Below are 14,087 nucleotides of genomic sequence, written 5' to 3' on the forward strand. Positions count from 1 at the left end.
TTAAAAAATTTAGTATGTATTTTTACGGAATAAGGAATTTCTTTTTTATATAAAAAAAATATTTTTTACCTAATTATTTCATTTACAAAAAAACGTTCAGGTCTATTCCTTAAATAATCTTTTGGATAATAAGGTGTATGTTCAGATAATAAAGATATAATTTTATTCATTAATAAATATTGATTTATTTTTTTTAATGCAGATATTGGTAATATTAAGGAAGATATTTATGCCAATAGTTAATGGTATAATATAATGTACTTTTTATAAATTATGTACCTATTTTATCTATTTTATTAATTAATATGATAATAGGAACATTTTTTTTTAATATAATTAAATATTGAAACATATTCCAATTTTCCTATTTCTGTAGTGAGTAAAATAATATCTGCATCTTCTAATGATTTTTTTACATTCTGAATATTGCATCATAATTTTTTGCATGGGATAAATAGGATCAATCATTTATTCCAGGAGTATAAGAAAATATAATCTGATAATTATATTTATCAATAATTCCTAATATTCTATGACGAGTGGTTTGTGGTTTTTTTGTTATTATAGAAAACTTTTCTCCCACTAGGGAATTCATTAAGGTAGATTCCCCAACATGAGGATATCCTATGATATTAATAATAATAAAACCGGATTTATGAATCACTTATTATAATTTTAAATATTAATATTGTCAATTTTTTATGATTGTCTAAATACAATTCCTTGTTCTTTAAAAAAATCTATTAAGATTCTCTGATTTTTTTGTATTTTTCCTTGTATTATTTCTTTGGATAGATTATTTAAAATATCATGTTGAATCACTCTTTTTAAAGGACGAGCTCCAAAATGAGGATCGTATCCTTTTTCAGATAAATATTCTATAGCTTCATTAGTAGATTCTATATAAATATTTTTCTTATTATATAATAAATTTCCTAATTTTTTCATTTGTAATTTTACAATATCTTTGATCTCTTTTCTAGAAAGAGGTTTAAACAAAATAATTTCATCTATCCGGTTAATAAATTCAGGTCTAACAACATTTTTTAACAAATCTATTAAAGTTTTTTTTGTTGCCTCCATTCTGTTATAAGAAATTTCTTGATCAAAATTTTCCTGTATAATATCTGATCCAATATTGGAAGTCATAATAATAATTGTATTTGTAAAATTTACCGTTCTTCCTTTATTATCAGTTAATCTTCCATCATCTAAAATTTGTAAAAGAATGTTTAATACATCTGAATGAGCTTTTTCTATTTCATCTAATAAAATCACACTATAAGGACGTCTACGTATAGCTTCTGTTAATTGTCCACTTTCATCGTACCCTATATATCCAGGAGGAGCACCTATAAATCTACTGATAGAATGACGTTCTTGATATTCACTCATATCTATCCGAACCATATTATTCTCATCATCAAATAAATATTCTGCTAAAGTTTTAGCTAATTCTGTTTTTCCCACTCCTGTACTCCCCATAAAAAGAAAAGATCCTATCGGTTTTTTTTCGTCTTGTAATCCAGCTCTAGAACGTCGGATAGCATCTGCTATAGATTGAATAGCTTCATTTTGTCCTATCACTCTTCTATGTAACTCTTTTTCCAAAAATAATAATTTTTCTCTTTCACTTTGTAACATTTTAGTAACCGGAATTCCAGTCCATTTAGATACTACTTGAGCTATATTTTCTTTATAAACTTCTTCTTGTATCATTTTTTTCCCCTTATCTTCTTGTTTTTTTAATTCGTTTTCCAACGCTTTAACTTTGTTTTCTTTTTCTTTTATTTTCCCATATCTTAATTCTGCCACTTTTCCATAATTTCCTGACCTTTCTGCTTGCTCAGCTTCAAATTTATAATTCTCTATTTTATCTTTAGCTTTTTGTATCCCTTCAACTAAATCTTTTTCATTTTGCCACTGTGTTTGTAATTGCATTCTTTCTTCATTTAATTGATATAATTCTTTTTTTAAAGGAATTAATTGTTTTTCATCATTTTCTCTTTTTAAAGCTTCTATTTGTATTTCCATATGCATAATTTTTCTATGTAATATATCTAATTTTTCTGGTTTTGAATTTATTTCCATTCTTAATTTAGAAGCCGCTTCATCTACAAGGTCTATAGCTTTATCTGGTAAAAAACGTTCATTAATATAACGTTTAGACAATTCTATAGCAGCTATAATAGATTCATCTTTTATTCTTACTTTATGATGACTTTCATATTTTTCTTTAATTCCACGTAATATAGATATTGCATCGTTGATAGAAGGTTCATTTACGTATACCTGTTGAAATCTTCTTTCTAAAGCTTTGTCTATTCTGAAGTATTTTTGATATTCATTTAAAGTTGTAGCTCCTATAGCTCTAAGTTCTCCTCTAGCTAATGCTGGTTTTAAAATATTTGCGGCATCCATAGACCCTTCTCCTCCTCCTGCACCAACTAGTGTATGAATTTCATCAATAAATAAAATAATTTCTCCATCAGAAAATGTAACGTCTTTGACTACAGCTTTAAGACGTTCTTCAAATTCTCCTTTATACTTAGCCCCTGCAATAAGAGAAGCCATGTCTAAAGAAAATATTTGTTTATTTTTTAAATTATCCGGAATATCTCCACTAATAATACGATGAGCTAACCCTTCAGCTATAGCTGTTTTTCCTACACCAGCTTCTCCAATTAATATTGGATTATTCTTTGTTCTTCTAGATAAAATTTGTAAAACTCTACGTATTTCTTCATCACGTCCAATCACAGGATCCAATTTTCCTTCATAGGCCCATTCATTAAGGTTTTTTGCATATTTATACAAAGCATTATAAATATTTTCTGTAGTAGGATAAATGACTTTTCCGTTTTTTTTTCTTATTTCTTCAACAACTTCTTTTATCTTTTTTTCTGTTATTTTTTGATCTCGCAATAATTGCGAAGTATCATCAAAACTCATAAAAATTCCATAAAAAATATGTTCTATAGAAATAAATTCATCTTTTAATGTATTGGCATAATTTTCTGAAATATTTAACATTTTTGTAACATATGAACTGAAATGTTGAATCAAAGGTCTACTAAGTATTTTAGGATAAGAGGAAATGATACGATCTAATCCAATAATTATGGATTGCGAATTTATTTTTAACTTTTTTAAAATAAAGTGGATTATATTTTCTTCAATTTTTAAGATAGATTTTAAAATATGTGCATTTTCAATAGATTGTTGACTATTTTTTAATGCAATATGTTGTGCTTCTTGTATAACTTCCTGTGATTTAATCGTAAACTTATTATAATTCATATAAATGTAAAAATGAAGTTCATATTTTATAATATAAAAAAAATTTGTGATCAGCATAGTTGTAAAAACTAATTATCTCAAAATATTTATTTTCGCAATATGACAAAAAAAGAAGAGATACAATCTATTTCAGAAAGAATTCATAAAGTTTATGATATTTTAAAAATTGATAAAATAAAGGAATATATAACAAAAGAACAAGAAAATATATCAAATCCTAATTTTTGGAAAAATTCCAAAAAATCTAAAAATTTTATAAAATACATACATGATATGAAAAAATGCATAAAAGATTTTACGGAATTAAAAAACGCTTTTGAAGAATTAGAAATAATATTTTCTTTTTCAAAAGAAGAAAATATAGAAAAAGAATTTGAAATTCAATTATATAAAACTAAAAAATTACTTTCAAATATAGAATTCAAAAATATTCTTTCAGAAAAAGAAGATACTTTTAATGCTATATTACAAATCTCATCTGGAGCAGGAGGAACTGAAAGTTGTGATTGGACTTCCATGTTAATGAGAATGTATTACATGTGGGCTGAAAAAAAGAATTTTTCAGTGAAAAGAATTCATCATATATCTGGAGATATTACTGGGATTAAATCTGTTACTTTAGAGATCGATGGACTTTATGCTTTCGGATATTTGAAAGGAGAAAACGGAGTACATAGATTGATCCGTATATCTCCGTTTGATAGTAATTCAAAACGTCATACTTCTTTTTCTTCTGTATATGTTTATCCTATGATCAATGATCATATTAATGTAGATATTAAAATGTCGGATATACAATGGGAAACTTTTCGTTCTAGTGGAGCAGGAGGACAAAATGTCAATAAAGTAGAAACAGGAGTAAGATTACGTCATAATCCTACAGGAATTACTATAGAAAATACAGAATTTCGTTCTCAAACACAAAACAGGAAAAAAGCTATACAATTATTGAAATCTAGATTATTTGAAATAGAGATCATTAAAAAAAATGATAAAAAAGAAAGAATAGAATCCCAAAAAAAAAAAATAGAATGGGGTTCTCAAATTCGAAATTATATTATGCATCCTTACAAATTAGTAAAAGATTTAAGAACTGGTTATGAAACTACACAAATTCAATCTGTCATGGACGGAGAAATAGATATTTTTTTAAAACAATTTTTATATAATACAGGAAATAAAAATACAAATTAATTTTTTATATTTTATTTCAATGAAAATCCGTTATTCTGATCTTATAGATCAAACTTTTAATTTTCCCACTGAGGAATTTTCTATAAAAAATAATTTATTGGAATTTCACGGAATTCCATTAATGGATCTTATAAAAAAATATGGAACACCATTAAAATTTACATATTTACCAAAAATATCTCAAAATATACGAAAAGCCAGAAAATGGTTTGAAAAAGCTATTCATTCTAATCAGTATAATAACAAATATACTTATTGTTATTGTACAAAAAGCTCTCATTTTTCTTTTGTATTAGAAGAAGCTTTGAAAAATAATATTAGTATTGAAACTTCATATGCTTATGACATAGAAATTGTTAAAAATCTTTATAAAAAAGGAATTATTAATAAAAATACTGAAGTTGTATGTAATGGATTTAAAACAAAAAATTATATTGAAAATATATCAGAACTTATTAATAACGGTTTTTATAATACAATTCCAATATTAGATAATTCTGATGAATTAGAAAAACTGAGTTTAGTTATTAATTATCCTTTTAAATTAGGTATACGTATAGCATCGGAAGAAGAACCCAAATTTGAATTTTATACTTCTAGATTAGGAATAGGATATAAAGATATTATTATTTTTTATTTAAATAAAATAAAAAATAATCCGAAAGTAGAATTAAAAATGCTACATTTTTTTATTAATACAGGAATAAAAGATACTGCTTATTATTGGAATGAACTTTTCAAATGTTTGCATATCTATGCTAGATTAAAAAAAATAGCCCCAGAATTAGAAATTTTAAATATAGGAGGAGGGTTTCCCATTAAAACATCCATGTATTTTAAGTACGATTATGAATATATGACTAACGAAATTGTTTATCAAATAAAAAAATTTTGCAAAAAAGAAAATATTTCAGAACCCCATATTTACACAGAATTTGGGGCTTATACAGTAGGAGAAAGTGGAGGTATTTTATATCAAATACTTAATCAAAAACGTCAAAATGATAGAGAAAAATGGAACATGATAGACAGCTCCTTTATGACTACACTTCCTGATACTTGGGCAATAAGTCGTAGATTTATTATGATGGCAGTTAATCGTTGGAATGATTGTTATGAAAGAGTTTTTTTAGGAGGATTGACATGTGATAGTGATGATTATTATAATTCAGAGCAACATATGAATGCCATATATCTTCCTTGTTTTCATCAAAAAATTCCGCTTTATATTGGATTTTTCAATACTGGAGCTTATCAAGATACAATTAGTGGATATGGGGGTGTCCATCATTGTTTAATTCCCCAACCGATTCATATATTGATAGATCATGATGAAAAAGATAATTTTGTATATAAAATATTTCGTAAATCACAAAGGCCAGAAGAAGTTTTAAAAATATTAGGGTATTGAAATTAAGTTACAAAACTTTTGCGGGAATCCCGCAAAAATACGCAACACTTGATAAATCTAAAACGGTGCTTATCCCAGTCCCATATGATTATACTCAAACATGGAAAAAGGGATCTAAAAAAGGACCAAAAGCTTTTTTATCTGCATCAAAATATATAGAATTATATGATATAGAAACAAATTCTGAAGTCTATAGAAAAGGAATTTTTATTGTTCCCTCTATTATAAATTCTTCAATTTCTACAAAAAAAATGATTCAAAAAGTATATAATGAAACAAAAAAATATCTTTTTAAAGAAAAATTCATAACATTTATAGGAGGGGATCATTCTATATCAATAGGGAGTATTAGAGCTTTTGGAGAAAAATATCCCAATTTAAGTATTCTTCATATGGATGCACATACAGATTTACGTCCTATATATAAAGGGACTCCTTATAATCATGCTTGTTCTATGTATGAAGTATCCAGAAAACATCCTTTAATACAAATAGGTATACGTAGTATGGATATAGTTGAAAAAAAATATCTTCAAAAAGGAAATGTATTTTATATGCATGAAATTTATAAAAATAATTTATGGATGCAAAATGCGCTTCATAAATTATCTAATGATGTATTTATTAGTATAGACATAGATGTTTTTGATCCTAGCATAGCGCCTTCAACAGGGACTCCAGAACCCGGTGGTTTATCATGGTATACAACTTTAAAATTTTTGAAAAAAGTTTTTAAAAATAAAAATGTAATAGGATTTGATATTGTTGAACTTTTACCTAATAAAAATGAATCTTCTACAGATTTTCTAGCTGTAAAACTTTATTATAAATTACTATCATATAAACATATAAATATGAGTTAATTAATATGAATCGAAAAATTATTATAGCTATAGATGGATTTTCTTCATCTGGAAAAAGTACTTTAGCAAAAGCTATTTCTAAAAAACTAAAATATAAATATATAGATAGTGGTGCTATGTATAGAAGTGTGGCTTTATTAGCCATTCAAAAAAAAATTTTTGATAGTGATTTATGGAATACACGAAATTTTATTCCTATTTTAAAAGAGATAAGTTTAAAATTAAAATGGAATAAAAAATATAATCAAACAGATATTTTTTTAAATAAAGAAAATATTAGATCTAAAATTAGATCAGAAAAAGTAACAACGAAAGTAAGTTTAATCGCTCAAATTCCAGAAATTAGAGAAAAATTAACTCTTATGCAAAGAAATATTGGAAGAAATAAAGGAATTGTTATAGATGGAAGAGACGTAGGAAATTACGTATTTCCTAAATCAGAATTAAAAATATTTATGAAAGGATCTATAGAAATTCGTTCTTACAGAAGATATCAAGACTTAAAAAAAAAAGGAGAAGAAGTCTCTTATGAAGAAGTAAAAAAAAATCTGATTTATAGAGATATGATGGATACTTCTAGAAAGATTTCTCCACTAACAAAATCTATAGATTCTATAGAAATAGACAACACATTTATGAGCATAGAAGAACAATTAAATCTTATCTTTCAGTTAATTAATAAAAGAAAAAAATAACCATATTATCATATGAAATTATTAAATGGAAAAATAGCTATAATTACAGGAGGTTCAGGAGACATAGGACAATCTATCGTAAAAACTTTTGTAAAACATGGAGCTAATGTTATTTTTACATTTTTTTCATCAAAAAAAGAAGCAAAAAAATTAGAATTTGAATTTAAAAATTTAGTTGAAGCATATAAAATCGATCTTTCTAATTTTAATTCATCAGAAGATTTAGTACAAAAAGTGATAAAAAAATATGGGAGTATAGATATATTAGTGAACAATGCAGGGATTATAAAAGATAATTTTTTGCTTAAAATTTCTAAAAAAGACTGGGATTATGTTATTAAAACTAATTTATATTCTATATTCAATTTAACTAAACATGCTATTTATCCTATGATGAAACAAAAAAAAGGAAGTATTATTAATATGAGTTCTGTTGTAGGGATAACAGGAAATATTGGACAATCTAATTATGCAGCATCTAAAGCAGGAATTATTGGATTTACAAAATCTATAGCCAGAGAGTTAGGAAGAAAAAATATACGTTGTAATGTCATAGCTCCTGGATATATAATAACAAAAATGAATTCTCACTTTAAATCTAAAATAAAAGAAAATTGGATAAAAAACATTCCATTAAAAAGACCAGGAACACCTCAAGATATCGCTAATTCTACTTTATTTCTTGCTTCAGATTTATCAAACTATATTACCGGGACAGTATTAAATGTAAATGGAGGATTAATTTAAAATGTATTCAAGTAAAAAAATTGTACAAAGCTTAGGTGAAATTTTAAAAGCAAAATCTATATTTAATATAATTATATCTCCAGGATCTAGAAATGCCCCAATCATTATCCATTTTACTCAACATAAAAATTTTAATACTTACAGTATTGTAGATGAAAGATGTGCAGGTTTTTTTGCTTTAGGAATAGCTCAACAAATAAAAAAACCAGTGGTCATTAGTTGTACTTCTGGCTCTGCTGTTGTCAATTTATATCCTGCAATTACAGAGGCATTTTATCAGAAAATTCCACTTATTTTAGTAACTGCAGACAGACCAAAAGAAATTATCGATGTATTTGAAGGACAATCTATTTATCAGGATAATATTTTTCAAAAACATGTAGAAACTTCTATTCAATTAACAGAAGATGAATCTAAATTAGGTATATGGTATAATGACCGATTAATGAATGAATCTATAAATAAGTGTATTATTAAAAATAAGCCTGTACATATGAATATTCCATTTTCAGAACCACTTTATAATACTACAAATCATTTACAAGTAAAACCTAAAATAATAAAAATTATACCTGTTAAAAATTATATCGAAACATATAATTATAAAAAAGAACAGAATATGTGGATAAAATATGAAAAAAAAATGATCCTGTTAGGATTATATTATCCGGAAAAAAACATGGAAAAAATTTTAAGAAAACTAAGTTTAGATCCTTCTATCGTTATTTTCACAGAAACTACATCTCATGTATATGGAAAATTTTTTTTTTCAAATATAGATCAACTTATTTTTAATATGAAACCTACAAAATGGAGAAGTTTTAAACCTCATATCTTATTAACCATTGGAGTAAATATTATATCCAAAAAAATAAAATTTTTTTTAAGAAAATACCCTCCAATATATCACTGGCATATAGGTGAACATTATAAAAATTATCCAGATACTTATTATAAATTGACTACTTATTGGCCTATAAATCCAGAATCATTTTTTAAAATTTTTAATAATATATCTACTCCTACTTCAGATTATAGAAAAAAATGGGAACAATTGAGAAAAGATAGAGTGAAAAAACAAAAATTTTTTTTTAAAAAAGAAAAAAGTTTTTCAGATTTAAAAGTTCTATTTCATGTTTTCAAATCCATCCCTAATAATACTATCCTACAATTAGGTAATAGTATGATTATCAGATATTATCAACTTTTTGATAAAAAAAAATATTCTATTAAATCTTATTGTAATCGTGGAACTTCAGGAATAGATGGATGTGTTTCAACGGCTATCGGTTCTGCTATAATTATAAAAAAAACTGTAACATTAATTATTGGGGACATAAGTTTTTTTTATGATAGCAATGCTTTGTGGAATAATTATATTCCAAAAAACTTTCGTATTATACTTATTAATAATGGAGGAGGAAATATTTTTAGATTTATTTCAGAAAAAAAACTTTCCAAAAAAATATTTAATTTTTTTGAAACAAAACATATTTTTTCTGCAGAAAAAATATGCGAAATGTATCACTTAAAATATGAAAAAGTATCCGATCAATATGCTTTAAAAAATAGTTTATCATATTTTTGGAAAAAATCAAATAAACCTTTCTTATTAGAAATAAACACTCAAAAATCTAACAATGCTAAAATTTTAAAAAAATATTTATCTTATCTCTTCTAGTTTTATTTATTAGAAGATAAAATAACATCCCACAAAGCTTTAATTCTTGCAAAAACTTCTCTAAGTTGTATTTTACTATCAAAAGTAAGACTTTTAGCATTAAAACCAATAACATCTAATCCTAAACAATTTCCAATAAAAATAGCTCTCTCATTATGAAATTTTTGAGATATAATTGTAAATTTTTTTTGGTGAAAAATTTTATGAACCCTAACAATAGAATGTATTGTACTAACCCCATAGAAATCTTCATATATACAATGAGAAGGAATGCCTTTTTTAATTAATTCCTTTTTCATCATTTTTGGTTCATTATAGTTTCTTTCTCTATTATCTCCACTTACAATAATATAACGTATTTTTTTGTTATGAAAAAGAAAACAAGCCGCATCTATTCTATGCTTAAAATAAGCATTAATTCCTCCTCCATGCAAATATTTAGAAGTTCCCAAAACTACACCAAATGTATTATATGGAATATAATTAATAGAGTCATAACTCTTTCTTATTGACCACAAACTTATTCCAAGATAACAGAATATAATATAATAAATGAAATAATAAGAGAAAAGATACGTTTTATTTTTAATTAACACAATCTAAAAAGAATCATCCTCTATGACCCATTTACCTTTTTCTAAAAAAAACTCTATCTGTTTAAATTTAATATTTTTAGTTTCACCCGTAATTAAATGACGAATATTAATTCGATTGTTTCTTCCTAATTTTTTTCTATCTTTTCCTTTCATAAAAAGATTTGTTTTAAAATTATTTTTTTTTTTTGGAAAACACAAAACATCTCCTATTATAATAACGGATTTTAGTAAAAAAGAAATAATTTTTTTATTTATATCATAAACTTTTTCTTGAAACAAGTTAAAAGCGTTTTGTTTATAAACAATAAGAGGATCTTTTTGTTCAAAAACAGCATTTTGTACAGAATATCGTAAACTATCCATTTCACGTAAATGTTCTTTCCATTTTTCATCCATAAAACATAATATAGTTTTTTTTTCAAACATGGATAATAAAGATTTTCCTTTTGTATAATGGAACTCTTTTAAATCGGACACAGAAACTATATTTTGATATCCATCTGTTAAAACAATTCGTATATGATAAAATTCATGATTTTTATCTACAATATTAGATATAATAGGTTTTATATCTTGATCAATCATTTTAACCTTCTTTTTTTCATAAAAACTCATAACTTCATCATGAAGTTTATTAAGACAATCATGTTCTTTATAAGATAAAAATACATTTTCTTGTATAGGTAATTCCATACCAAAAATTTGAATAAATTCATACTCAAAATTTTTGAAATCATTGAGATATTTATTTACAGTAATCAAACCTTCTAATAAAAAATAGATCATGTTCGAAATATCTAAACTTAATTCATTTCCACATAATGCATTTCTTCGTTTTTTATAAATAAATTCTCTTTGTTTGTTAATAACATCATCATAATCTAACAAACGTTTTCGTATACTGAAATTATTATCTTCTATTTTTTTTTGTGCTTTTTCTATAGATTTTGTCAATAAAGAATGTTGTATGATATCTCCTTCTTTATGTCCAAATCTATCCATCAATTTAGAAAGTCTTTCAGAATCAATAAATAAACGAATTAAATTATCTTCTAAAGAAACATAAAATTGAGAATCCCCTGGATCTCCTTGCCGTCCTGATCTTCCTCTTAATTGATTGTCTACTCTTCTAGAGTCATGTCTTTCAGTTCCTAAAACAGCCAATCCTCCATTTTTAACAACTTCTTTTGAAAGTTTAATATCAGTTCCACGACCTGCCATATTAGTTGCTATAGTAACAGAACCAGGAAATCCTGCTTTCGCTATGATTTCCGCTTCTTTTTCATGTAATTTTGCGTTTAACACATTGTGTGGAATTTTCATAAATTTCAAAGCTCTACTTAGAAATTCTGAAACTTCAACTGAAGTAGTTCCTACAAGAATGGGACGTTTTTCATTTTTAGATAAAAAAATAATTTTTTCTATAACAGCATTATACTTTTCTCTTTTAGTTTTAAAAACAAGATCTTGCAAATCTTTTCTTTGTATTTTTTTATGAGTGGGAATTACTACTACATCTAATTTATAGATATGCCAAAATTCTCCTGATTCTGTTTCGGCTGTTCCTGTCATTCCAGATATTTTTCTATACATTCTGAAATAATTTTGTAAAGTGATTGTAGCAAAAGTTTGACTTGAAGATTCTACTTGAACATCCTCTTTTGCTTCTATAGCTTGATGTAATCCTTCAGAATAACGCCTACCTTCCATTATACGTCCAGTTTGTTCATCAACTATTTTCACTTTTCCTTCCAAAACAACATAATCCACATCTTTTTCAAATAAAGTAAAAGCTTTAAGTAATTGATTTATAGTATGAATTCTTTGTGATTTGACAGAGAAATTTTTTAAAATTTTTTCCTTTTCCTTTGTTTCTTTTTCTTTAGACAAATTTTTTTTCTCTATATCAGTTAGTTCCAGATTAACATCTGGTAAAACAAAAAAACCTATATCTTCTACATTTTGTGATAAAAATTCAATTCCTTTATCTGTTAATTCTACAGTATTATTCTTTTCATCAATAACAAAATAAAGATCTTTATCTACTTTATACATTTCTCTTCCATAATCTTTATAATATTGACTTTCAGTTTTTTGTAAAATCAAACGAATATTATTTTCACCTAAAAATTTTATTAAAGATTTTTTTTTGGGTAATCCACGATGTGCTTGAAATAATTTTAACCCACCTAATTTTTTTTCTCCTTTCTTAATCAAATTCTTTGCTACATGTAAAAAATTATTAACTATTATGTTTTGCTCTTTTACTAAAGTTTTTACTTTCCCTTTAAATAATTCAAATTCCTCTTTATTATCTTTTTTAGGATCTACAGGACCCGATATTATCAAAGGAGTACGTGCTTCATCTATCAATACAGAATCTATTTCATCTATAATAGCATAATTTAATTCTCTCTGAACTAACTCTTCTTTAGAAGAAGCCATATTATCACGTAAATAATCAAAACCAAATTCATTGTTTGTTCCATAAGTAATATCAGCTTGATAAGCTTTTTTACGCATAGACACATCAGAAGATGAATAATTATCAATACAATCAACTTTTAATCCATGAAATTCCATTAAAGGAGCCATCCAGCCTGTATCTCTTCTAGATAAATAATTGTTTACTGTAACAATATGTACCCCCCTTCCAGATAGAGAATTTAAATAAGCAGATAAAGTTGCTACAAAAGTTTTTCCTTCCCCAGTAGCCATTTCAGCTATTTTTCCCTGATGTAATACGACCCCTCCCATGAGTTGAACATCATAATGAACCATATCCCAAATTATTTTTTTTCCATATGCATCCCACTCATTTTTCCAAACGGCTTGATTCCCATTTAAATGTACATAAGACTTTATTTTTGCTAATTCTTTATCAAAAGAAGAAGATATTACGATAAGTTGTTTTTTTTCTTTGAAACGTTTAGCTGTTTCTTTAATTATAGCAAAAGCTTGAGGTAAAATATCTATTAATATGTTTTGTTCTATTTTATAACATTCTTCTTGAAGCCTTTCTATATTTGAGTATAGTTTTTCTAAAATGTTGATAGAACAAAATTTTTCTTGTATAATTCTCAATAATTTTTTTTTCTCATCATGAAATTGCTTTGTAGATCCTTGTATAAAATTTTTTAAATATTGAGTTTTATTTCTCAATCCATCATCAGATAATAAAAACACCTTTTTCTCTTCTTTTTTGATTTTCACCAAAAATTTATTAACCTCTTTAAGGTCTTTATCATTTTTATTTACTAATAATTTATTTAAAATATTTCTGATAAAACTCATTATATTAAAAAATATATATCAATCAATCATATACACAAAAAATAAACAATTTAAAGTTCATATTCGTCTCTATTCCAATAAAAATCTTCGTCATCACGTGGATAATCTGCCCATATGTCTTCTATAGATTCAAAAACTTCTCCTTCTCCATTTTCTAATTGTTGAAGATTTTCAACTACTTCTAAAGGAGCACCAGTACGAATAGCAAAATCAATCAATTCTTCCTTTGTCGCTGGCCAAGGTGCATCTTCTAAATGAGAAGCTAATTCTAAAGTCCAATACATATATTGATATTTTTAATTATTA

At 25.4% G+C, this 14,087-nt stretch carries 11 protein-coding genes; 6 read left to right on the forward strand and 5 right to left on the reverse strand.

What is annotated here, in order from left to right:
* Positions 1-460: 460 nt before the first annotated feature.
* Together H0H62_RS03080 and clpB are read right to left on the reverse strand one after the other, a co-directional pair.
* Complete coding sequence (locus tag H0H62_RS03080; protein ID WP_238784126.1) at positions 461-664, reverse strand: GTPase; 204 nt, start codon at positions 662-664, stop codon at positions 461-463.
* A 35-nt stretch (positions 665-699) separates the two neighbouring features.
* Positions 700-3,300 (reverse strand): ATP-dependent chaperone ClpB, encoded by a 2,601-nt coding sequence (gene clpB / locus H0H62_RS02825; RefSeq protein ID WP_185860680.1) that lies wholly within the window; start codon positions 3,298-3,300, stop codon positions 700-702.
* Between the two features lie 99 nt (positions 3,301-3,399).
* Between clpB and prfB the strand changes: the two genes are divergently transcribed.
* Genes prfB through menD form a run of 6 tightly spaced genes read left to right on the forward strand, consistent with a single transcriptional unit; the run spans position 3,400 to position 9,891 of the window.
* Positions 3,400-4,494: a peptide chain release factor 2 gene (gene prfB, locus H0H62_RS02830; RefSeq protein WP_185860681.1), complete on the forward strand. Its 1,095-nt coding sequence runs from the start codon at positions 3,400-3,402 to the stop codon at positions 4,492-4,494.
* A gap of 19 nt (positions 4,495-4,513) precedes the next feature.
* Entirely contained in the window at positions 4,514-5,905 is a 1,392-nt protein-coding gene (locus H0H62_RS02835) for a type III PLP-dependent enzyme domain-containing protein (protein WP_185860682.1), read from the forward strand.
* Positions 5,902-6,768, forward strand: a complete 867-nt coding sequence (gene speB, locus H0H62_RS02840; protein WP_185860683.1) for an agmatinase — start codon at positions 5,902-5,904, stop codon at positions 6,766-6,768. The genes H0H62_RS02835 and speB overlap by 4 nt, the downstream gene beginning before the upstream one ends.
* A 5-nt stretch (positions 6,769-6,773) precedes the next feature.
* Positions 6,774-7,463 (forward strand): (d)CMP kinase, encoded by a 690-nt coding sequence (gene cmk / locus H0H62_RS02845; protein ID WP_185860684.1) that lies wholly within the window; start codon positions 6,774-6,776, stop codon positions 7,461-7,463.
* 12 nt (positions 7,464-7,475) lie between these two features.
* On the forward strand, positions 7,476-8,210 hold the full coding sequence (gene fabG / locus H0H62_RS02850; RefSeq protein ID WP_185860685.1) for a 3-oxoacyl-[acyl-carrier-protein] reductase: 735 nt from the start codon (positions 7,476-7,478) through the stop codon (positions 8,208-8,210).
* Between the two features lies 1 nt (position 8,211).
* Positions 8,212-9,891, forward strand: coding sequence for a 2-succinyl-5-enolpyruvyl-6-hydroxy-3-cyclohexene-1-carboxylic-acid synthase (gene menD / locus H0H62_RS02855; RefSeq protein WP_185860686.1), 1,680 nt, complete (start codon positions 8,212-8,214; stop codon positions 9,889-9,891).
* A gap of 2 nt (positions 9,892-9,893) precedes the next feature.
* Here the strand turns inward: menD and H0H62_RS02860 are convergent, their stop codons facing one another.
* The 3 genes from H0H62_RS02860 to H0H62_RS02870 form a co-directional block, all read right to left on the reverse strand.
* Complete coding sequence (locus H0H62_RS02860) at positions 9,894-10,409, reverse strand: SanA/YdcF family protein (RefSeq protein ID WP_238784127.1); 516 nt, start codon at positions 10,407-10,409, stop codon at positions 9,894-9,896.
* Positions 10,410-10,490: 81 nt separating this feature from the next.
* Positions 10,491-13,781, reverse strand: coding sequence for a preprotein translocase subunit SecA (gene secA, locus H0H62_RS02865; protein WP_185860687.1), 3,291 nt, complete (start codon positions 13,779-13,781; stop codon positions 10,491-10,493).
* 50 nt (positions 13,782-13,831) lie between these two features.
* Positions 13,832-14,065: a DUF2795 domain-containing protein gene (locus H0H62_RS02870; protein ID WP_012821710.1), complete on the reverse strand. Its 234-nt coding sequence runs from the start codon at positions 14,063-14,065 to the stop codon at positions 13,832-13,834.
* Positions 14,066-14,087 lie beyond the last annotated feature (22 nt).

Origin of the sequence: Blattabacterium cuenoti (assembly GCF_014251695.1) — a bacterium.
GTDB lineage: Bacteria > Bacteroidota > Bacteroidia > Flavobacteriales > Blattabacteriaceae > Blattabacterium > Blattabacterium cuenoti_T.

What these genes read in the sequence shown, in the direction of transcription:
- menD (WP_185860686.1), top strand. Translation starts at nt 8,212, where the DNA reads ATGTATTCAAGTAAAAAAATTGTACAAAGCTTAGGTGAAATTTTAAAA.
- secA (WP_185860687.1), bottom strand. Translation starts at nt 13,781, where the DNA reads ATGAGTTTTATCAGAAATATTTTAAATAAATTATTAGTAAATAAAAAT.
- H0H62_RS02870 (WP_012821710.1), bottom strand. Translation starts at nt 14,065, where the DNA reads ATGTATTGGACTTTAGAATTAGCTTCTCATTTAGAAGATGCACCTTGG.
- fabG (WP_185860685.1), top strand. Translation starts at nt 7,476, where the DNA reads ATGAAATTATTAAATGGAAAAATAGCTATAATTACAGGAGGTTCAGGA.
- prfB (WP_185860681.1), top strand. Translation starts at nt 3,400, where the DNA reads ATGACAAAAAAAGAAGAGATACAATCTATTTCAGAAAGAATTCATAAA.
- H0H62_RS02835 (WP_185860682.1), top strand. Translation starts at nt 4,514, where the DNA reads ATGAAAATCCGTTATTCTGATCTTATAGATCAAACTTTTAATTTTCCC.
- cmk (WP_185860684.1), top strand. Translation starts at nt 6,774, where the DNA reads ATGAATCGAAAAATTATTATAGCTATAGATGGATTTTCTTCATCTGGA.
- clpB (WP_185860680.1), bottom strand. Translation starts at nt 3,300, where the DNA reads ATGAATTATAATAAGTTTACGATTAAATCACAGGAAGTTATACAAGAA.